This is a genomic window from Azospirillaceae bacterium (assembly GCA_028283825.1).
Lineage (GTDB): Bacteria > Pseudomonadota > Alphaproteobacteria > Azospirillales > Azospirillaceae > Nitrospirillum.
In genome coordinates, this window is sequence record JAPWJW010000001.1 from 1,962,070 (window position 1) to 1,984,658 (window position 22,589).

General features: G+C 67.9%; 10 protein-coding genes. 5 read left to right on the forward strand and 5 right to left on the reverse strand.

Translation table 11 applies throughout. From position 1 onward, the window contains the following. Positions 1-106 precede the first annotated feature (106 nt). Together PW843_07920 and PW843_07925 are read left to right on the forward strand one after the other, a co-directional pair. Positions 107-1,540, forward strand: a complete 1,434-nt coding sequence (locus PW843_07920; GenBank protein MDE1146536.1) for an MFS transporter — start codon at positions 107-109, stop codon at positions 1,538-1,540. A gap of 255 nt (positions 1,541-1,795) precedes the next feature. Then, positions 1,796-2,374, forward strand: coding sequence for a helix-turn-helix domain containing protein (locus tag PW843_07925; GenBank protein ID MDE1146537.1), 579 nt, complete (start codon positions 1,796-1,798; stop codon positions 2,372-2,374). Here the strand turns inward: PW843_07925 and alkB are convergent, their stop codons facing one another. From alkB to PW843_07945, 4 genes are all read right to left on the reverse strand, one after another. Continuing rightward, a complete protein-coding gene (gene alkB / locus PW843_07930) occupies positions 2,375-3,025 on the reverse strand; it encodes a DNA oxidative demethylase AlkB (GenBank protein MDE1146538.1) in 651 nt (216 codons plus the stop codon). It abuts the gene before it with no gap. Continuing rightward, complete coding sequence (locus tag PW843_07935) at positions 3,025-3,774, reverse strand: DUF72 domain-containing protein (GenBank protein ID MDE1146539.1); 750 nt, start codon at positions 3,772-3,774, stop codon at positions 3,025-3,027. The genes alkB and PW843_07935 overlap by 1 nt, the downstream gene beginning before the upstream one ends. Before the next feature lie 78 nt (positions 3,775-3,852). Then, the gene (gene fghA, locus PW843_07940; GenBank protein ID MDE1146540.1) at positions 3,853-4,692 is read right to left on the reverse strand and encodes an S-formylglutathione hydrolase; all 840 of its coding nucleotides are present in this window, start codon (positions 4,690-4,692) and stop codon (positions 3,853-3,855) included. A gap of 169 nt (positions 4,693-4,861) precedes the next feature. Beyond that, positions 4,862-5,971: an S-(hydroxymethyl)glutathione dehydrogenase/class III alcohol dehydrogenase gene (locus PW843_07945; protein ID MDE1146541.1), complete on the reverse strand. Its 1,110-nt coding sequence runs from the start codon at positions 5,969-5,971 to the stop codon at positions 4,862-4,864. 178 nt (positions 5,972-6,149) lie between these two features. Here PW843_07945 and PW843_07950 point away from each other — a divergent pair, with 178 nt between their 5' ends. Both PW843_07950 and PW843_07955 read left to right on the forward strand, forming a co-directional pair. Beyond that, positions 6,150-7,082: a LysR substrate-binding domain-containing protein gene (locus PW843_07950; protein ID MDE1146542.1), complete on the forward strand. Its 933-nt coding sequence runs from the start codon at positions 6,150-6,152 to the stop codon at positions 7,080-7,082. Between the two features lie 149 nt (positions 7,083-7,231). Then, the gene (locus PW843_07955; GenBank protein MDE1146543.1) at positions 7,232-8,584 is read left to right on the forward strand and encodes a hypothetical protein; all 1,353 of its coding nucleotides are present in this window, start codon (positions 7,232-7,234) and stop codon (positions 8,582-8,584) included. Here the strand turns inward: PW843_07955 and PW843_07960 are convergent. Next, a protein-coding gene (locus tag PW843_07960; protein ID MDE1146544.1) for an IS630 family transposase occupies positions 8,556-9,499 on the reverse strand; the annotation gives its coding sequence in 2 pieces (ribosomal slippage) (positions 8,556-9,161 and positions 9,164-9,499; 942 coding nt in all). The two genes, PW843_07955 and PW843_07960, sit on opposite strands and share 29 nt — an antisense overlap. Positions 9,500-14,831: 5,332 nt before the next feature. On the opposite strand from PW843_07960, the gene PW843_07965 reads away from it, so the two are divergent. After that, on the forward strand, positions 14,832-22,580 hold the full coding sequence (locus tag PW843_07965; protein ID MDE1146545.1) for a hypothetical protein: 7,749 nt from the start codon (positions 14,832-14,834) through the stop codon (positions 22,578-22,580). Positions 22,581-22,589 lie beyond the last annotated feature (9 nt).

The following is a 22,589-nucleotide window of genomic DNA, read 5'->3' on the forward strand; positions in this document are numbered from 1 at the left end:
AGCGCACAGGCGAACGGATAGTTGATCCGGTACCTTTGCGTGGGACGGGAACGGTGCGCCGGCGGCATAGTCGGCCGTCGCACCGCTTCCCCACCGCCTGTGCCCCATGCCCGACACCGCAACCGCCGCCCCGCCGCAGCCCAAGCTCCACAGCCGCGCCATCACCTTCCTGGTGGCAGGCGCGTTCTTCATGGAGATGCTGGACGGCACCGTCATCGCCACGGCGCTGCCGCAGATGGGCCGGTCCTTCGGCGTGGCGCCGGTGGACATGAATTTGGGCATGACGGCCTATCTGCTGGCGCTGGCCGTGTTCATCCCCATCAGCGGCTGGGTGGCCGACCGCTTCGGCCCGCGCACGGTGTTCGGCGGCGCCATCACCCTGTTCACCCTGTCGTCCTTGCTGTGCGGTCTCAGCCCCGGCCTGTGGAGTTTCACCGCCGCCCGCGTGCTGCAGGGCATCGGCGGCGCCGCCATGGTGCCGGTGGGCCGGCTGATCATCCTGCGCATCACGGACAAGAAGGATTTGATGCGGGCCATCGGCACCACCGTCTGGCCCGGCCTGGTGGCCCCCGTCCTGGGGCCGCCGCTGGGCGGCTTCATCGTCACCTATGCCAGCTGGCCGTGGATCTTCTACCTGAACCTGCCGCTGGGCCTGGCGGCGCTGGCCCTGACCATCGCCTGGATCCCCAATGAGCGGCCGGCGGAAAGCCGCCCGCTGGACGCCCTGGGCTTCCTACTGTCGGCCGGCGCCCTGGTCGCCCTGGTCTTCGGCCTGGACAGCCTGGGCCAGGGGGCGCAGGCCCCGGGGCAGACCTTGGCCGGCCTGGGCCTGGGCGTGGTGCTGAGCGCCCTGACCATCCGCCATTGCCGCCGCCACCCGTCGCCGCTGTTCAAGCTGGACGCCCTGCGCCTGCCGACCTACGCCGTGTCGATCTGGAGCGGGTCGGTCCAGCGCATCGCCATCGGCACCGTGCCCTTCCTGACGCCGTTATTGTTCCAGACAGTGCTGGGCCTGGACGCCTTCGTCGCCGGCCAGCTGGTGCTGTGCATCTTCGCCGGCAACCTGACGATGAAGCTGATGACCAACCAGGTGCTGCGCCGCTTCGGCTTCCGCCGGGTGCTGGTCCTGAACGGCGCGCTGGTCGGCATCTCCCTGGCGGCCTGCGGCCTGTTCACGCCGGAGACGCCCCGATGGATCATCGGCCTGGTGCTGTTCACCGGCGGCATGTTCCGCTCCATGCAGTTCACCGCCATGGGCACCATCCAGTTCGCCGACGTGCCCAAGCCGGAGGTGTCGGCCGCCAACACCCTGGCCGCCATGCTGGCGCAACTGACCTCGGGCCTGGGCGTGGTGGCGGGGGCGCTGGCCCTGAACCTGGGCGCCTTCCTGCGCGGCCACCCGCAAGGGGCGCCGGATCTGACCGACTACCGCAACGCCTTCCTGGCCATGGGGGCGGCGGTGGTGCTGAGCCTGGTGGATGCCTGGAAGCTGGCGCCCGACGCCGGCCATAGCGTCAGCGGCCACCAGGGGGCTAAATAACACCCCCCCGCACCCAGCTGAGACCAAGTATCGCACCACCCGAATGCGTCCCATTCTCACCAAAAGGCCACTATCTCCCGCCCCAGCCGGTGACTAAACCGTGGTACGGTGAATATCAGCCCCAAAAAATGGTTAATACATCTGCGCACGTGCGCTAGGCTGAGACAGCCACCAAGTACTGGTGCCTGATAGCGGCGGAATGCGGAACTAGCGGCACCTATGGCAGAAAAAACAATGAAGCCCGGCCAAGATCTGATGCAGCGGATCCAACGGGCGTTTCTGGACTACGGCTACAGCGACCTGACGATGGTGGAGTTGGCGGAGGCCTGCGGCTTCACCCGGCGCGCGCTGTACCATTATTTCAGCAACAAGGAAGCGGCCTTCCAGGCCACCATCCGGCATGAGAACGCACAGCTGATCGAAACCGGCATGGCGGCCGGGGACAAGGTGCGCCAGGCCGGGGGCAGCGCACTGGACATCATGACCGCCATCATGGACGCCCGTTACGGCTATACCCGCCGCGTCCTGAACCAGTCGCCCCACATCATCGACCTGAACGCGGAGGCCTTCAAACGCGGCCGTGCCCAGATGATCGAGGCGGCAGTCAATTTCCAGGCCCGGTTGGCGGCCCTGCTGCTGGAGTTGCAGGCGGAAGGCCGCCTGGCACTGACGGGGGAGTTCACGGTGGCCCAGGTGGCCCAGGCCCTGGCCGACGGCGCCCGCGCCGTGAACCAGAGCCTGCCGCCCTTCCCCTCGGAACAGCTGACCGCCCGCTACCGCGCCATGTGCCAGGTCATCCTGTACGGCTGCGCCAAGCGGCCGGCGACGGACTGATCAGAACGCCCGGCGGAACGTCAGGTTGATGCGCCGCCGGCCCAGCAGGGGATGCTCCCCCTCCTTCAAGGGCAGGATGCCGTGGTGGAACAGGCGGGACGGCCCGCCCCAGACCACCACGTCGCCATGGTCCAGGGGCACGCGGCGCACCGGGTCGGCGCGCTTGGGGCCGCCGAACTGGAACGTCGCCGGCAGGCCCAGCGACACCGAGACGATGGGATGGCCCTGGTAGCGCTCGTCCTTGTCCTGGTGCAGGGTCAGGCGGCTGCCGGGTTCATAGCGGTTGATCAGGCAGGCATCGGGTTCGAAGCCGGGATAACCCGCCTCATCCGCGGCCCCGGCCGCCAGGTCGCGGAACAGGGGCGGCAGCACCGGCCAGGGCCGGCCACTCAGGGGATCGCGGCCGTCGTAACGATAGCCGGCACGGTCCGTCACCCAGCCGGCGGCCCCGCAGTTGGTCATGGCCACCGACATCTCGAACCCGCCCGGCGTCACCATGTGGCGGAAGGGCGCCGCCCCCGCCACCATCGCGACCGCCGCCAGCAGGTCCGGCGCCAGGTCCAGCACCCAGCCGCGCAGGATGACGGCACCGGGGCCGATCTCCTGCCGCGCCGGCGGGGGCGCCTCCAGCCCGGCCAGCAGGTCGCGCATCATCCCAGCCGCTCGATCAGCGCCATGGCGGCGGCGGGGTTGCGCACCTTGTGGCCGCTGATGACGTAGAGGTAGACATCGCGGCCGCCCGCCGCCCAGGCCTTGGCCTTGTCGGCCCAGGCGTCCAGGGCCGCGTCGCTGTAGCCCTTCCCGTGCCCCTCCGTCGTGCCCATGATGCGGGCGTAGACGAAGGGGGCGGTGTCGGCCTCGATCTCCGGATAGTCGCTGTCGCCGGCCCGGATGACGGCGACGCCGCGCGCCCTCGCCAGATCGGCGAACTCGGGGGCGCGGAAGGTGTCGTGCCGCACCTCCACCGCGTGGCGGATGGCGCGGCCCTCCACCGTCGGGGGCAGCAGTTCCAGGAAGGCGCCGAAATCCCCGGCATCGAACTTCTTGGTCGGCATGAACTGCCAGTTGATGGGGCCCAGCTTGTCCTTCAATTCCAGCAGGCCGCCGGTCAGGAACTTCTCCACCGACTCCTTCGCCTCCGCCAGGACGCGGCGGTTGGTGGTGAAGCGCGGGCCCTTGAGCGCGAAGACGAAATCGTCCGGCGTCTCGTCATGCCATTTGGCGAAGCTCTCGGGCTTCTGCGAACCGTAATAGGTGCCGTTGACCTCAATGGAGGTCAGCTTGGCGCTGGCGTATTCCAGTTCGCGCTTCTGGGTCAGGCCGTCGGGGTAGAAGGTCCCCCGCCACGGCTCATACGTCCAGCCGCCGATGCCGACGCGGATGCGCCCCTGCTTGCCCATGTGATCCTCCCGCTTCCGGCCCCGGCACAAGGGAGGCCACCGCCATAGGTGGGGCCGCCCGCCGGGGCCGTCAACGGCTCACTTCAGGCGCTCAGCGTGCCATTCCAGATGGTCGCGCATGAAGGTGGAGATGAAGTTGTAGGAATGATCGTAGCCCTCCTGCAAACGCAGGGTCAGGGGGATGCCGGCGTCGGCGCAGGCCTGGCGCAGCAGTTCCGGCCGCAGCTGGTTTTCCAGGAAGCCGTCGGCCGTGCCCTGGTCGACCAGCAGGTCGGGCACGCGCGCACCGTCCTGGATCAGGGCCACGGCGTCATGCCGGCGCCACGCCGCCTGGTCATCGCCCAGGTAGGCGGGCAAGGCCTTGTGGCCCCAGGGCACCTGGGTCGGCGCCACGATGGGGGCGAAGGCCGACACGGCCTTGAAGCGGCCGGGGTGGCGCAGCGCCACGGTCAGGGCGCCATGCCCGCCCATGGAGTGGCCGGTGATGCCCTGGGCGCCCAGATCGATGGGGAAGTTGGCCGCCACGACGTCCGGCAGTTCCTTGGTCACGTAGGACCACATGCGGAAATGCGGCGTCCAGGGCGCCTGCGTGGCATCGACGTAGAAACCCGCCCCCTGACCGATGTCCCAGGCCGGATCGTCGGCCACACCCTCGCCCCGCGGGCTGGTGTCGGGGCAGACGATGATGAGGCCCAGGTCGGCCGCGGCCTCGCGGAATTCGCCCTTGTCGGTCACGTTGGCATGGGTGCAGGTCAGGCCCGACAGGTACCACACCACCGGCAGCTTGCCCCCGTCCGCCGCCTGGGGCGGCACGAAGACGCTGAACACCATGGGCGTGCCGGTCGAGGTCGAGGCATGGCGGTAGACGCCCTGGGTGCCACCATGGCTGCGGCTGGTCGAGACGGTCTCAAGGGTCATGGGACAACTCTCCGGCAATAGGCGCTGATATTCTTGAAGCTCGCACCAGAGGAAACGGGCAGACAGCCCGCTTCCTCTGGACGTCGGCGACCGCCGACGCGGGCCGGTCAGGCCCGTAAGCCAAGCCGCCGGACGGCGGCGCCCGGCGTTTGAGGGAACCTAAAGATAATCAGAACACCACAACCGAACGGATGGACTCGCCGGCGTGCATCAGGTCGAAGCCCTTGTTGATGTCGTCCAGGTTCAGCACGTGGGTGATCATCGGGTCGATCTGGATCTTGCCGTTCATGTACCAGTCCACGATCTTCGGCACCTCGGTGCGGCCCTTGACGCCGCCGAAGGCGGAACCCTTCCACACCCGGCCCGTCACCAGCTGGAACGGACGGGTGGAGATTTCCTTGCCGGCCTCCGCCACGCCGATGACGACGGAGACGCCCCAGCCGCGATGGCAGGCCTCCAGCGCCTGGCGCATCACCACCGTGTTGCCGGTGCAGTCGAAGGTGTAGTCGGCACCACCGTCGGTCAGGGCCACCAGGTGCTGGACGATGTCGCCCTCCACCTTCTTCGGGTTGACGAAATGGGTCATGCCGAAGCGGCGGCCCCATTCCTCCTTGCTGTCGTTGATGTCGACGCCGACGATCTTGTCGGCGCCCACCATCCGGGCCGCCTGGATGACGTTCAGGCCGATGCCGCCCAGGCCGAAGATGACGACATTGGAACCGGGCTCCACCTTCGCCGTCTTCACCACGGCACCCACGCCGGTGGTGACACCGCAGCCGATGTAGCACGACGTCTTGAACGGCGCGTCGTCACGAATCTTGGCCACCGCGATTTCCGGCAGCACCGTGAAGTTGGAGAAGGTGGAGCAGCCCATGTAATGGAAAATGGGCTGGCCCTTGTAGCTGAAGCGGCTGGTGCCGTCGGGCATCAGACCCTTGCCCTGCGTGGCACGGATGGCGGTGCACAGGTTGGTCTTGCCCGACAGGCAGGATTTGCACTGGCGGCATTCCGGCGTGTACAGGGGAATCACATGGTCGCCCGGCTTCACGCTGGTGACGCCCGGCCCCACCTCACGCACGATGCCCGCCCCCTCATGCCCCAGGATGGAGGGGAACAGGCCCTCGCTGTCCAGGCCATCCAGGGTGTAGGCGTCGGTGTGGCAGATGCCCGTCGCCATGATCTCCACCAAAACCTCGCCCGTCTTCGGGCCTTCGAGGTCGACTTCCACGATCTCCAGGGGCTTCTTGGCCTCGAAGGCGACGGCAGCGCGGGTCTTCATGGGTGCGTGTCCTATCTCATGCAGAATGAATGCCGGGTCGGCCGGCCTTGATACCGCCACCTTATGTCAGGCGGGGCGGCTTCGTCCGCGCGACTATAGTATCGTTTTTTCTGGCAAGGGCGGGGTGCCTCGGCAAATGATTGTTGTTGGACGGCAACAATCCGAGGGTGCCTTTGCGATGGCGCGATGGGACGGTATCGACGAATTCATCGCCGTGGGGGAGACGGAAAGCTTCTCCCGCGCGGCCAAGCGCCTGGGCATCTCCACCTCCCACGTCAGCCGGGAGGTGGCGCGGCTGGAGGACCGGTTGCAGGTCCGCCTGCTTTACCGCACCACCCGCCATGTCAGCCTGACCGACGCCGGCACCACCTTCCTGGAACGGTGCCGCCGCCTGGTGGATGAGCGCGAGGACATGTACGCCGCCGTCAGCGAGCAGGACGGCGCGCCCAAGGGGCATCTGCGCCTGACCTGCTCCATCGCTTATGGCGAGCGCTACATCGTCCCCCTGGTCAACCGCTTCGCGGCCGACCACCCGCAACTGGCCGTGACCATAGACCTCAGCAACCGGGTGGTGGATCTGGTGGGCGAAGGCTTTGATCTCGCCATCCGCACCGGCAGCCTGCACGACAGCCGCCTGATCGCCACCCGGCTGGCGTCGCGCACCCGTTACCTGTGCGCCGCACCCGATTATGTGGAGCGGCACGGCCGGCCGCAGACGCTGGACGACCTGGCCCGCCACCGTTGCCTGGTGGGGACCACCGACGTCTGGCACTTCCAGGCCGACAGCCAATTGGTCGAGTTCCGGCCGCAGGGGAACTGGCACTGCAACAGCGGATTCGCCGTGGTCGATGCGGCCCTGCAGGGTCTGGGCATCTGCCAGTTGCCGGACTTCTACGTCATCGGCCACCTGGCGGCGGGCCGCCTGGTCACCCTGCTGGATGGGTGGCGCCCGCCGGATGAGGGCGTCTGGGCCGTCTATCCCCACCGCCGCCACCTGTCACCGAAGGTTGCACTACTGATCGAGTATTTGCGCGACAGTCTGGAACAAGAATCGTCGGACATTCCGTCGATTGCACGCAAAAGGCATATATCCAGGGTAGGTGCGTCCTGATCCGATACGCAGTTGGCAGTACGATTGATCACTACCTCAACAGTTGATCTATTCTGCATACCCCCGTAAGAACTTCCATAAATGGAAAATGAGGTGCGGTTGCTCGCGCCTGACGGATCCTGGAAGGGGCGGGGGTAACGATGGCGACCATGGGCGGACATTCGCGGCAGAAGCTGCTGGCCGGCAGTTCCCTGGTGGTGATGGGGGTGATCCTGGGCATGGCGGCGGTTGAGCCCGCCCAGGCCTTGACCATCGCCGGCACGCAGATCGGCACCGGCACGGTCAACAGCAGCACCACCCCCTACGTCGTCACCGGCGTGGTCCAGGGTTCCACCAACGGTGTCTTCGTGGCATCGGGCAGCAACCTGGTCCTGACCAACAGCGGCCTGATCACCGGCGGGGATGGTGTCTACGACACCGGCACCAACACCACCATCACCAATACCGGCACGATCACCAGCACCATCCAGGACACCCACGGCAACTACGGCGGCGTCATCTCCGCCGGCATCATGGCCCAGCTCAACAACAACAGTGGTGGTGTCATAAAGGGGATGACGGGTGTGTTCGTCGCCTCTTCCTCGACGATCCACACCTTGAGCAACAGCGGCGTGATCAGCGGCTCCCGGGCCGGCATCAACAACACCGGCCGCATCGACACGCTGATCAACACCGGCACCATCGCCGACGTATTTGGCACCACCATCATCTCAGGCAGCATTGTCACCATTTCCAGCCGCCCCATGGCCATCCATGACACCGGTGGCATTGGGACCCTGAGCAACAGCGGCCTCATCACCTCCGTCTTCACCGGCATGTATCTGGAGGGCGGCTCCATCGGCACGCTGGTCAACAGCGGCAGCATCAACGGCGCCTATTTCGGCGTCGTGGTTTACGACGTCATCAACAGCCTGAGCAACACCGGGACCGGCAGCATCGGCGCCGGGCAGACCGCCTTCGCCATCGCCAATGGCGGCACCATCAACACGCTGTCCAACAGCGGCACCATCCGCGCCGGGTCACGGGCCATATGGCTGACCGGGAGCACGGCAGGCGCCGCGGGAACCATCGGCACGCTGGACAATGCCGGCCTGCTCATGGGCGGCGGCGCCGCCATCCTCGTCGATACCTTGTCCAGCCTGGGCGTGATCAACAACAGCGGCACCATCGTCGGCAACATCACCCTCAACGGCGGCGACAGCGTGGTCATCAACGGTGGGACCGGCGCCACCGTGGGCACGCTGACCGGCTACAGCACCATCAGCACCGTTCTGAACATCGGCGCCCTAAGCGCCAACAGCAACCTTACCCTGGCGTCCGGCAACCTGCTGCTGAACGACAACGTCACCGCCCCCACCCTGGTCAACACTGCCAACCTCAGCCTGGTGAACACCCTCACCGTCACCGGCTCCTATCGGCAGACCACCGGTGCGCTGACACTGGGTTCAAGCGGCAACTTAGAGCATTATGATTTTAGGTTGGTCCATACCCGCAACTTTTGAAGTAGTTTGAGCATTCCGCTGGCGTAACAGTATCCATGGTCTTTACGATGCTCTTGCAGAGGGCCTCGATAGATCGTGGCTGGGCCTCACGCAAAGAATGCTTGAGCTTGGAGAAGAACTTCTCGATGGGGTTCATGTCCGGGGAGTATTTTGGTAAGAAGATTAACTTAGCGCCGGCGTCGCGGATGGCCTTGCGAACGGGCTTGGCCTTGTGGGAGGGAAGGTTGTCCATGATGACGACATCGCCCTTGCTCAAGGTCGGAGCGAGAACCTCCTCGACATAGACCTGGAAGCGCTGGCCGTTGACGGGCTTGTTCAAGAGCCAAGGAGCCTCGATGCGGTCATGGCGCAGGGCGGCCAGGAAGGTCATGGTGTTCCAATGGCCAAAGGGCGCCTTGCCGACAAGGCGCTCACTGCGCGGCCCCCATCCTCGGAGTGGCGCCATGTTGGTTTTGGTCCAGGTTTCGTCGATGAACACCAGGCGGGACGGATCGACCGACGCCCGGTGCTTCACCCATTGCGCTCGTCGGTGGGCAACGTCGGGGCGGTCCTGCTCGCTGGCGACCAGCGTCTTTTTTTATAAGTCAGCCCCTGGCCACGGACGAACTCCCAGACCGAACGGTAGTCGACCTTCAGGCCGCGTTCCCCCAGTTCCGCGATCAGGACGGCCAGGGTGAAGGGCCGCTCCTGGCAGCGCGCAACAAGCCAGGTGTGATGGTCACCGGATATCTTCTTGGGCTTGTGACCGCCCATCTGACCAGGGGCGACGTCACCCGTCTCGTTCAGGCGCTTCATCCACCTGATCGCCGCGCTGTCGCTCACACCGAACCGAGCCGCCGCCTGACGCCGCGACAGGCCCCCCTGAACTGCGGCCACTACCCGTTCACGAAGATCCATTGAATACGGACGACCCATCGCCACTGCCTCCATCTCAAGACAGACGCAGTGAATCAGAGGCCCAAATAAATGGGAATCCCCCTTACCGATTCAGCCTTATTTCAAAATGCTCTAGTGGTCACGGGGGCCGCCACCCTGACCGGCGGCACCGTCACGGTCGGTTCCAGCAGCACCGGCGTCTATGTCGCCGGCACATCGCGCACCCTGGTGGCCGGGGGGTCGGGGTCCAGCTACAGCGGCCTGGCGCTGACCACCAACACCCTCACCGGCTTCTCGAACAGCACCAGCGTGTCGGGCAACAACCTGCTGCTGGTGGCGCGCAATGATTATGTCGGCACCACCTACGCCTCCATCGGCAACACGGGCAGCATCGGCGGCGTGCAAACGGCGGTCTACATCGCCGGCACCGGCAGCCTGGGCACCCTGGTCAACAGCGGCACCCTGGCAGGTTCCTCCTCCGGCTTCGGCGTCTTCGTCGCCACCGGCGGCACCATCGTCACCCTGACCAACCAGGCGGGCGGGACGATCAGCGGGCGCAGCGGCGTCGGCGTGACCACAAGCGGCCGTATCGGCACCATCACCAACAGCGGCCTGATCACCGGCACGGGGTACGGCATCGACAGTGGCGGTACCATCGCCACTGTCATCAACGCCGCCAGCGGCACCATCAGCGGCGTGACCGCCGGCATCGCCACCACCCGCATCGACGTCCTGATCAACAGCGGCAGGATCGCCGCCAGCAACACCTATGGTGTGGAGATCGCCAGCACCGGCGTGGGGTCGCTGTCCAACAGCGGCACCATCACCGCCAGCCGCTACGGCATCTCGATCCTGGGCGCCGGCACCCTGGGCACCCTGAACAACAGCGGCCTGATCACCGCCACCGGCAACAGCGGCACCGTCGCCGGCCTTAGCAACGCCGGCACCGTCGGCACGCTGATCAACACCACCACCGGCACCATCATCGGCGGCGGCAGCAGCGTCGGCATGGGCATCCGCAACTCGGCCGGCGGCACCATCGCCACCCTGTCCAACAGCGGCCTGATCGCCGGCACCACCCGCGGCGTCATCAATTCCGGTAACATCGGCGCCTTCAGCAACAGCGGCACCATCGCCGGTTACGTCGCCGTCGCCGATGCCGCCGGCACCATCGCCACCCTGGCCAACCTGACGGGCGGCACCCTGAACGGCGCCACCGGCGTCAGCGTCGCCAGCGGCGCGGCCATCGGCACCGTCAGCAACGCCGGCCTGATTGTCGGCGGGCTGGCATCGGCCATCGTCAACGCGGGCAGCATCGGCCTCTTGTCCAATCTGGCCGGCGGCACCCTGCTGGGCACGGCCTGGGACATCAACAACAGCGGCACCATCGCCACGCTGGTCAACGCCGGGCTGCTCAATGGCAACGCCCTGACCAACAGCGGCACCATCGGCACGCTGGTCAACAGCGGCACCATCGCCGGCACCATCCTCAACGCCAGCGCCAACGTGCTGACCATCGCCGGCGGCAGCGGCGCCACCGTGGGCACCCTGACCGGCACATCCGGCCAGGGCATCCTGACCAGCACGCTGGCCAACGTGGTGCTGTCCACCGGCAACCTGCTGCTGAACGACCGGGTGAACGTCGGCAGCGGCACTCTTTCCAACATCGGCGCGTCCGTCCTGCTGGCCAGCATCGTCAGCGTCACCGGCAATTACGGCCAGTCGGCCGGCGGCCTGACCCTGGCCCAGGGCGCCCAGCTGGTGGTCAGCGGCACCGCCAGCATCGGCGGCGGCACGGTCAACGCCAGCCTGGCGTCGGTCGCCAACTACCTGACCAGCGACCGCTTCACCCTGGTCCAGGGTACCACGGGGTCCAGCTATACCGGCGCCACCGTGGTGACCGGCCTGGCCGGCGCCGGCGTGACGGGCAGCACCGCCACGATCGGCAGCAATGTCGATCTGTTGCTGGCCTTCACCAGCGATTATGTCGGCACCGTGCTGTCCAGCATCGCCAACAGCGGCAGCCTGGGGGCCACCTACGGCGTTTATGTCGCCGGATCCGGCGCCCTGGGCACCCTGTCCAACTCCGGCACCCTGACCGGCAGCGTCGATGCCCTTTACATCGCCGCCGGTGGCACCCTGTCCACCCTGGCCAACACCGGCACGGTGGCCGGCAATATCGCCAACCTGTCGGCCAACGCCCTGACCATCACCGGCGGTGCCGCCGGCACGGTGGGCACCCTGACCGGCCAATCGGGCCAGGGCACCGTCACCAGCACCGGCGCCGACGTCGTGCTGGCCAGCGGCAACCTGCTGGTGAACGACACCATCAACCTGGGTGCCCACACCCTGGTCAACGGCGGCGCCAATGTGGTGATCAACACCGTTGTCAGTGTCACCGGCAACTTAAGCCAATCGGTGGGCACGCTGTCGGTCAACGCGTCCAGCGGCGAACTGGTGGTCAGTGGCGCGGCCGTCGTCACGGGCGGCACCGTCGCGCTCGCCAGCGTCTCCGCCACCACCAATGTCCTGGCGGGTGCGACGGGCGGCAGCCCGGTCATCGCCGGCGGAACCGGGTCCGGCTATACCGGCTATGTCCTGGCCAGCGGCGTGACGGGCCTGGAACTGACGGGCACCGCCATCGGCAACGCCCTCTATACCCTTGGCCTCAACGATTATGTTGGGGGCAGTGTCGGCACGATCACCAACACCGGCACCGTCAGCGCCAACAACGCCGTCTACGTGGCGGCGACCGGCACGCTGGGCACACTGTTCAACAGCGGCACGCTGCTGGGCGCCAACGCCGCGCTGGATAATTTGGGTTCCATCACCTCCATCCTGAACGGGACGCTGGGCACGGTGGGCGCCGCCCTGATGGCGGGCGGCGTGGGCGTCGCCAACGCCAGCTATATCGGCACGCTGACCAACTACGCCACCATCCTGGGCACGACCGGGGCGGCGCTCGACAACCAGGGCACGATCTACGGCCTGGGCAATGCAGGATCGCTGGTGGGCGTGACGGCGGGCCTGTCCAACGCCGGCTCCATGACCATCGCCCAGAACGCGGGCCTGGTCTCCGGTTCCATCGGTGTCAACAACACCGGCACGATCAGTGCGCTGGGCAACATCGGCTTCGGCACGCTGCTGGGCAGCATCGTCGGGTCGGCGACGGGCATCCGCAACAGCGGCAGCGGCGTGATCGGCACGCTGGCGAACGCGGGCCTGATCAGCGGCGTCACGGCCATCTACAACGCGGCCACGGCCACGCTGGGCACCATCGCCAACAGCGGCACCATTGCCGGCAACATCACCAACCTGTCGTCGGCCGACCTGGTGCTGGCCGGCAGCGGCGGCACACTGACCGGTGGCACCATCAGCAACACCTCTTCCAACGTGGTGTTCGCGGGTGGCAGCCAGCTCCTGGCGGACCAGCTCAATGTCGGCAGCCACACGGTGGTCAACAGCGGCGCCAGCCTGGGGCTGGGCGGCACCGTGACGGTGACGGGCAGCTACAGCCAGGTCTCGGGCACGCTGTCGGTCACCCCCGGCACCAGCCAGCTGGTGGTGACGGGGGCGGCCAGCATCACTGGCGGCACGGTGCTGGCCAGCCTGTCGGCCACGGCCAACTACCTGGTGGGCAGCGCCTACACCCTGGTGCAGGGCGGGGCGGGGTCCAGCTACACCGGCGCCACGGCGACGGTCTCGGGCGTGGCGGGCTTGAGTGCCGCGGCCAGCATCAGCGGCAACACCTTCCTGCTGTCGGTCAGCAACGACTATGTCGGCGGCAGCATCGGCACGCTGTCCAACACCGGCACCCTGAGTGCTGCCACGGCGGTCTACATCGCCAGCACCGGCAACCTGGGAACGCTGGTGAACACCGGCCTGATCCAGGGCAACATCGTCAACTTCAGCGCCACCGGCTTGACCATCGCGGGCGGCACGGGCGCCACGGTGGGCACGCTGACGGGCCCGTCGGGCCAGGGCACCATCACCAGCACGCTCGCCAACGTGGTGCTGGCGTCCGGCAACCTGGTGCTGAACGACGCCATCAATGTCGGCACCGGCACCCTGGTCAACGGCGGCGCCAACGTCCTGCTGACCAGCATCGTCTCGGTCACCGGCGGCTACAGCCAGTCGGCCGGCACCTTGGGCCTTGGCGCCAGCCAGCTGGTGGTCAGCGGTGCCGCCAGCATCACCGGCGGCACGGTGACGGCCAGCCTGTCCAGCACCGCCAACTACCTGGCGGGTGTGGCCAGTTCCACCACCCTGGTGGCGGGCGGCGCCGGCTCCAGCTACAGCGGTGCTGCGGTCGCGGTCGGCAACGTGGCCGGCCTGGCGGTGGGCGGCACCACCAGCGGCACCAACCTGGTGGTCCTGGGCCTGAACGACTATGTCGGCGGCAGCTTGGCCAGCATCGCCAACACCGGCAGCATCAGCGCCGACTACGCGGTCTATGTGGCGGCCACGGGCACGCTGGGCACGCTGTTCAACAGCGGCACGCTGCTGGGCGCCAGTGCCGCGCTGAGCAATCTGGGCAGCATCACCAGCATCCTGAACGGCACCTTGGGCACGGCGGTGAGCCCCGGCCTGATGGCGGGTGCGGTGGGCATCGCCAATGCCGGCTACCTCGGCACGCTGACCAACTACGCCACCATCCTGGGCACGACCGGGGCGGCGGTCGACAACCAGGGCACGCTCTTCGGCCTGGGCAACGCCGGCACCATGACGGGCGTGACGGCGGGCCTGAACAATGCCGGCAGCATGACTATCGTCCAGAACGCGGGCCTGGTCTCCGGTTCCATCGGTGTCAACAACACCGGCACGATCAGTGCGCTGGGCAACATCGGCTTCGGCACGCTGCTGGGCAGCATCGTCGGGTCCGCCATCGGCATCAACAACAGCGGCAGCGGCGTGATCGGCACGCTGGCGAACGCGGGCCTGATCAGCGGCGTCACGGCCATCTACAACGCGGCCACGGCCACGCTGGGCACCATCGCCAACAGCGGCACCATCGCCGGCAACATCACCAACCTGTCGTCGGCCGACCTGGTGCTGGCCGGCAGCGGCGGCACACTGACCGGTGGCACCATCAGCAACACCTCTTCCAACGTGGTGTTCGCGGGCGGCAGCCAGACGTTGGCCGACGCCATCAATGTCGGCAGCCACACGGTGGTCAACAGCGGCGCCAGCCTGGCCCTCGCCAGCACGGTCAGCATCACCGGCAACTACAGCCAGGCCAGCGGCAGCCTTATCACGGGGGCCTACACCCTGGTCGTCAGTGGTGCCGCCAGCATCACGGGCGGCACCGTCAGCACGGCGGTGGTGGGTTCTTTGGGCAACTATCTGGCCGGGACCAGCGCCGGCACCACTGGTGCAGGGCGGGACGGGTTCCAGCTACACCGGGGTCAGCATCACCTCCGGCGTCGCCGGCCTGACACTGGTGTCGCAGACCGCCACCATCGGGTCCAACGTCGACCTGCTGCTGGCATCGTCCAACGACTATGTCGGCGGCACCCTGTCCAACCTGGACAACAGCGGCACCATTGGCGGCGTGCTGACGGCGGTCTATGTCGCCACCAGCGGCAGCATCGGCACCCTGACCAACAGCGGCCTGCTGAGCGGCGACCAATACGGCATAGACAACCACGGCAGCATCGGCCTGGTCAGCAACAGCGGCGTCGCCACCGGCACCGTCGGCCTGTACAACCAGGGTGTCATCGGCACGGTGCTGAACACCGGCAGCCTGCTGGACGCCCCCTCGGTCGACGCCGCCGGCCTGAACAACGCCAGCATCATCGGCCTGGTCGATAACCAGGGCACCATCAGCGGCGTGTCCTACGGCATCTACAACAGCGGCAGCATCGGCGGCATCGCCAACAGCGGCCTGATCAGCGGTGCCGTCGCCCTGTACACCAGCGGCAGCCTGGGCACCGTGGCCAACACCGGCACCATCCAGGGCAACGTGGTGAACACCAGCGCCAACGCCCTGGTCTTCACCGGCGGCAGTAGTGCCACCATCGGCACCCTGACCGGCCAGTCCGGCCTTGGCACCATCACCAGCACGTTGGCCAACGTGGTGCTGGCGTCCGGCAACCTGCTGCTGAACGACACGGTCAATGTCGGTGCCGGCACCCTGGTCAACAGCGGCGCCAGCGTCCTGCTGAGCAGCATCGTCTCGGTCAGCGGCAACTACAGCCAGTCGGCGGGGACCTTGGGCCTTGGCACCAGCCAGCTGGTGGTCAGCGGTGCGGCCAGCATCAGCGGCGGCACGGTGGTGGCCAGCCTGTCCAGCACCGCCAACTACCTGGCGGGGGTCACCAGTTCCATCACCCTGGTGGCAGGCGGTACCGGCTCCGACTACAGCGGTGCCACCGTGTCGGTGGGCAATGTGGCCGGCCTGGCGGTGAGCGGCACCACCAGCGGCACCAGCCTGGTGGTGGTCGGCGTCAACGACTACATCGGCGCCACCTACGGCTCGATCACCAACACCGGCACCATCAGTGCTGATTACGCGGTCTATGTGGCGGCCACGGGCAACCTGGGCTCTCTGACCAACAGCGGCACGCTGCTGGGTGCGACGGCGGCGCTGAGCAACCTGGGTTCCCTCACCTCCATCCTGAACGGGACGCTGGGCACGGCGGTGAGCCCCGGCCTGATGGCGGGTGCGGTGGGCATCGCCAACGCCGGCTACCTCGGCACGCTGACCAACTACGCCACCATCCTGGGCACGACCGGGGCGGCGGTCGACAACCAGGGCACGCTCTACGGCCTGGGCAACGCCGGCACCATGACGGGCGTGACGGCGGGCCTGTCCAACGCCGGCAGCATGACCATCGTCCAGAACGCGGGCCTGATCTCCGGTTCCATCGGTGTCAACAACACCGGTTTCATCGCCCAGTTGGGCAACATCGGCTTCGGCACGCTGCTGGGCAGCATCGTCGGGTCGGCGACGGGCATCAGCAACAGCGGCAGCGGCGTGATCGGCACGCTGGCGAACGCGGGCCTGATCAGCGGCGTCACGGCCATCTACAACGCGGCCACGGCCACACTGGGCACGATCAACAACAGCGGCGTCATCAACGGCAACATCGTCAACCTGTCCACAGGCGACCTGGTGCTGACCGGCAGCGGCGGCACGCTGTCGGGTGGTACCATCAGCAACACCACCAGTAACATGGTGTTCGCCGGCGGCAGCCAGACGCTGGCCGACGCGATCAATGTCGGCAGCCATACGGTGGTGAACGACGGCGCCAGTCTGGCCCTCGCCAGCACGCTCAGCATCACCGGCAGCTACAGCCAGGCCAGCGGCACGCTGGTCCTGGGCACCTACGCGGCGGTGGTCAGCGGCGTGGCCGCCATCACCGGCGGCACCATCAACGCCTCGGTTGCCAGCACGGGCAACTATGTGGTGGGGGGCGCCACGGGTGTCATCCTGGTGCAAGGCGGGGCGGGGTCCAGCTATACCGGCGTCAGCCTGACTTCCGGTGTCACCGGCCTGACCGTGGCCGCGGACACCCAGACGGTGGGGGCCAATGTCGACCTGGTGGTGGCCGCGTCCAACGACTACATCGGCGGCACGCTGGGCACCCTGAACAACGCGGGCACCATCAGCGGCGTTCTGACGGCGGCCTATGTCGCCACCGGCGGCAGCCTGGGCACCTTGTCCAACAGCGGCCTGCTGGACGGCGTCCGCAGCGGCATCAACAACCTGGGCACCATCGGCCTGGTGGCCAACAGCGGCACCATCAGCGGCACCACCGCCCTCTACAACAGCGGCAGCATCGGCCGCATCGCCAACAGCGGCGTCATCGCCGGCAACATCGTCAACAATTCGGCCAACGCTCTGACCATCGCCGGTGGCAGCGGTACCACCGTGGGCACCCTGACCGGCCAGTCGGGCCGGGGCACCATTACCAGCACCATCGCCAACGTGGTGCTGGATGGTGGCAACCTGGCACTGAACGACGACGTCAATGTCGGCCTCAACACGCTGGTCAACAACGGCGCCAACGTCCTGTTGAACACCGTCGTCAGCGTGACGGGCGCCTATGTCCAGTCCACCGGCACGTTGTCGCTGGCCTATGGCAGCGGCCAGCTGGTGGCCGGCGGTGCCGCCCTGCTGACCGGCGGCACCATCGCGCTGACCGGCACGCCCGGCACCATCAACCTGCTGGCGGGCCAGGGCAGCGGCACCCCGGTGGTGATCGGCGGTACCGGCACGACCTTCACCGGCCTGGGCTACACCACGGATGTCACGGGGCTGGAGGTCACCGGCTCCATCGGCGTCAGCGCCCTGTACGTGGTGGCGGCCAACGACTATGTCGGCGGCACGCTCGCCACCCTGGCCAACAACGGCACCCTCAGCGCCCACAACGCGCTCTACGTGGCCGTCACGGGCAGCGTGGGCACCGTCACCAACATTGGCGCCCTGATCGGGACCGGGGCCGGCATCGACAACCTGGGCACCCTGGCCGCCATCGTCAACGACGGGCTGATCAGCGGCGCCACCGCCATTTACAACGCGGCCTCGGCCACGCTGGGCACGGTCAGCAACAGCGGCACCATCGCCGGCGACATCGTCAACCTGTCATCGGGCGACCTCGTCCTGACCGGTGCGGGCGGCACGCTGACCGGCGGGACGATCAGCAACACGGCCAGCAACGTGGTGTTCGCTGGCGGCAGCCAAGCATTGGCCGATGCCTTCAATGTCGGCACCCACACGGTGGTGAACGACGGCGCCAGCCTGTCCCTGCTGAACGTCGTCAGCATCACCGGCAACTACACCCAAGCCAACGGCACGCTGGTGGTGGGCGACTACACCCTGGTGGTCAGCGGCGTCGCTAGCATCAGCGGCGGCACCGTGGCCACGGCGGTCGTGGGCAGCCTGGGCAATTACCTGGCGGGCGCCAACAACGGCACCCTGGTGGTGGGCAGCCTGGGCTCCAGCTACGACGGTGTCAGCGTCACCTCCACCGTCGCGGGCCTGACGCTGACCTCCACCGTGGTCTCCGGCGCATCCACCGTCGATCTGCTGCTGACCAGCACCAACGATTACGTCGGCGGCAGCCTGACCAACCTGGACAACACAGGCTCCATCAGCGGGGTCCAGACGGCGGTCCATGTCGCCGCCACCGGCACCATCGGCACCCTGAGCAACAGCGGCCTGCTGGCGGGCGATCAATACGGCATCGCCAATCACGGCACCGTGGGCGTGGTCAGCAACAGCGGCCTGATCACCGGCGTCACCGCGCTGTACAATGACGGCGTCCTGGGCACGGTGGCCAACAGCGGCACCATCGCCGGCAACGTGCTCAACCTGTCGGCCGCCCCCCTGGTCTTCACCGGCGGCAGCGGCACCACCATCGGTACCCTGACCGGCGGCACCATCACCAGCACTCTCGCCAACGTCGTGCTGGCCACCGGCAACCTGTTGCTGAACGACCTGGTCGATGTCGGCAGCGGCACCCTGGCCAATGGCGGGGCCGCCGTGACCCTGGCCAACGACCTGACGGTCACTGGCAATTACAGCCAGACGGCCGGGACCGTGGCCGTGGCCGGCCATGTGCTGACCGTCAGCAATGCGGCCAGCATCAACGGCGGCGTGGTCGATGCCGGCCTGACCGGCACGGCCAATTACCTGGTGGGCGACAGCGCCACCCTGGTGCAGGGCGGCACGGGCTCCAGCTACACCGGCGCCACCGTCACCAGCGGTGTCACCGGCCTGTCCGCCGCGGGCACCACCAGCGGCACCAGCCTGCTGGCCGTGGCCGCCAACGACTATGTCGGCGGCACGCTTTCCAGCCTGGCCGTCACCGGCACGCTCACCAACACCGCCGGCGGCGCCACGGCGCTGTACGTCGGCAGCACGGGTAGCCTGGGCAATCTCTCCAACAGCGGCACGGTCGTCGGCAACGTGGTGAACGCCAGTGTCAACGCCCTGACCATCACCGGCGGGTCGGCCGGCAGCGTCGGCGCCTTCACCGGCGGCACCATCGTCAGCACCGGTGCCGACGTTGTGCTGTCCGGCGGCAGCATCGCCACCAGCGACGCCATCAACGTGGGCACTCACACGGTGGCCAACACCGGCGCCACCCTGACGCTGACCAGCACGGTCAGCATCACCGGCAACTATAGCCAGACGGACGGCACCCTGGGCCTGGGCACATCATCCCTGGTGGTCAGCGGCACCGCCAGCATCAGCGGCGGCGCCGTCACCACCGACAAACTGTCCGGCACCGACAACTACCTGGCGGGCGACGCCGCCGGCGTCCTGGTTCAGGGCAGCCTGGGCTCCAGCTACGGCGTCACCGTCAGCAGCGGCATCAGCGGCCTGGCCGTCGCCACCACCATCGTCACCATCGGGTCCACCGTCGACCTGGTGCTGGCGGGGGCCAACGACTATGTCGGCGGCACCGTCGGCACCCTCAACAACACGGGAACGATCAGCGGCGTGGACACCGCCGCCCATATCGCCGCGACCGGCAGCGTTGCCACCCTGACCAACAGCGGCACGCTGTCGGGCACGCTGTTCGGCATCAACAACCTCGGCACCATCGACGTGCTGGTCAACAGCGGCACCGCCACCGGCACGATCGGCCTCTACAACCAGGGCACCATCGGCACGCTGCTGAACACCGGCGCCCTGACGGATGCCCCAGCCCCCCAAGCCGCCGGCCTGAACAACACCGGGTCCATCGCCGTCCTGGTGAACCAGGGCGCCATCACCGGCGCCAGCTACGGCGTGCACAACAGCGGCGCCATCGGCACGCTGTCGAACAGCGGCAGCATCGCTGGCGCCACCGCGCTCTACAACAGCGGCATCCTGGGCACCATCGCCAACAGCGGCGTCATCATCGGCAATGTGGTCAACGACAGCGCCAACGATCTGGTGGTGACGGGCGGCACCGGCGGCGTGGTCGGCACCTTCACCGGCGGCACCATCCGCAACACGCTGGCTAACCTGACCTTCGCCTCGGGCGACCTCAGCCTGGGCGACGCCATCAACGTCGGCAGCCACACCGTGACCAACGCCGGGGCCAACCTGGCCTTGAGCAACGATGTGGCGGTAACGGGCAACTACAGCCAGACCGCCGGCACCCTGGGCGCCAACGGCCATGTGCTGTCGGTCAGCGCCGCCGCCAGCATCACCGGCGGCGTGGTCAACGCCGGCCTGTCCGGCACCGCCAACTATCTGGCGGGCGACAGCGTCACCCTGGTCCAGGGCGGGGCGGGCTCCAGCTATGCCGGCGCCACCGTCATCGGCGGCGTCACCGGCCTGGCGGAGGTGGGCAGCATCAGCGGCGACACCCTGCTGGCCGTGGCCACCAACGATTACATCGGCGGCACCCTGGCCAGCCTGGGCGTCAGCGGCACCCTGTCCTCGGCCACCGCGCTGTACATCGCCAGCACCGGCAGCCTGGGGGCGCTGTCGGTCACCGGCACCATCGCCGGCACCATCGCCAACTATTCCGCCAACGACCTGTCGATCAGCGGCGGCACCGACGCGGCACCGGGCACCCTGACGGGGGCCAACGGCGGCATCGGCCAGATCACCAACACCCTGGCCAATCTGCGTTTCGTGTCCGGCACGCTGCTGCTGAACGACGCCATCAACGTCGGCACGCACAGCGTGGTGAACAGCGGGGCCACCCTGCTGGTCAACAGCGCCATCAACATCACCGGCAGCTACAGCCAGACGGCCGGCGGCCTGGTGATCGGCGTGGCGTCGACCAACAGCTACGGCAGCCTGGTAATCAGCGGGTCAGCCAGCCTGACCGGCGGCGGCATCACCCTGACGGGCAACCTGGCGGCCGGCAGCTACACCATCGTCTCGGCCGGTTCCGGCCTGACGACCAGCGGCCTGACCCTGACCGCCAGCGGCTACACGGTGACCAGCAGCACGATCACCAGTGGCGCCACCACCGACCTGGTGCTGACCCTGAACACGGCCAGCACCCCCACCCACCCCGACTACGCCGCCATCGGTGCCGCCGCCGGCGGGCCGGCGGCCGGCATCGGCATCGCCCTGAACAAGATCGCCGACGCCACCACCCCGGCGGCGGTGGCCTTCCAGACCGCCGTGCTGTCGCGCCTGAGCCCCCTGACGGGCCGGACCATGGACATGGCGATCGCCCAGTTGGCCCCAGCCCAGCTGATCGCCCAGCTGTCGACCGCCATCTCCGCCCCGGTGACCACCGCCGTGGGCGAACACCAGGAGGCCGTGGCCGGCCTGATGGACGGGCCGGGCGGCGACCGGGGCATGGCGGCAGGGTCCAGCGGGCAGAAAAGCGCCATCTGGGGTGAAATCCTGGGCGGCGGCGCCCTGCGCGCCAACAGCCCGGAGGCCACCGGCTTCCGCGCCAGCAGCGCCGGCCTGGTGGTGGGTGCCGACTGGTTCATCGACCCGCAGCTGATGGCGGGCGCGGCGTTCAGCTGGCTGGACAGTTCCGCCACGGGCCAAGGCATGACCGCCGGCAGCCTGACGCGGGTGAAGACCTATCAGCTGACCGCCTACAGCGTCTGGCGGCCGGACTTCGCCGACCATCGCCTGTCGGTCGAGGGCCAGGTCAGCCTGGGCTACAACGATTACAACCAGCGCCGCTGGATCGACTTCCTGGGTGCGCGCGCCAACGCCGATTACGGTGGGGAACAGTACCTGGGCAAGATCACGGTGGGGTATGACCTGCCGGTCACCTCACGCCTGACCCTGACCCCGCAATGGAGCCTGCGGGCCGTGCGCCTGACCAACGACGACTATAGCGAACATGACGCCGGTGTCGCCGACCTGGCCGTCAATGCCCAGGTGATCAACGGCCTGACGCAGGAACTGGGCGCCCGGATCACCACCAGCCTGGACACCCCCCTAGGCCGCCTGTCGCCCGACCTGCGCCTGGTGTGGGAGCATGAGTACCTGAACGGCCCGGTCGCCGTCACCGGGGTGATGGCCGGCGTGGGTTTCGCCGCTGCGTCAGGCCAGGCGGCGGCGGACGGCCTGGGCATCAATCTGGGCGCCACGTTGGAACAGGGCGACCACGTCACCCTGCGGCTGGAATATTCCGGCGACCTGCGCCGCGATTACCAGAGCCACGCCGGCATCCTGCGCGCCAGTTGGGGCTTCTGACCGGTGGGC

Coding starts and splice junctions, on each gene's coding strand:
- PW843_07955 (MDE1146543.1), top strand. CDS start 7,232: ATGGGCGGACATTCGCGGCAGAAGCTGCTGGCCGGCAGTTCCCTGGTG.
- PW843_07950 (MDE1146542.1), top strand. CDS start 6,150: ATGGCGCGATGGGACGGTATCGACGAATTCATCGCCGTGGGGGAGACG.
- PW843_07925 (MDE1146537.1), top strand. CDS start 1,796: ATGCAGCGGATCCAACGGGCGTTTCTGGACTACGGCTACAGCGACCTG.
- PW843_07945 (MDE1146541.1), bottom strand. CDS start 5,971: ATGAAGACCCGCGCTGCCGTCGCCTTCGAGGCCAAGAAGCCCCTGGAG.
- alkB (MDE1146538.1), bottom strand. CDS start 3,025: ATGCGCGACCTGCTGGCCGGGCTGGAGGCGCCCCCGCCGGCGCGGCAG.
- fghA (MDE1146540.1), bottom strand. CDS start 4,692: ATGACCCTTGAGACCGTCTCGACCAGCCGCAGCCATGGTGGCACCCAG.
- PW843_07920 (MDE1146536.1), top strand. CDS start 107: ATGCCCGACACCGCAACCGCCGCCCCGCCGCAGCCCAAGCTCCACAGC.
- PW843_07935 (MDE1146539.1), bottom strand. CDS start 3,774: ATGGGCAAGCAGGGGCGCATCCGCGTCGGCATCGGCGGCTGGACGTAT.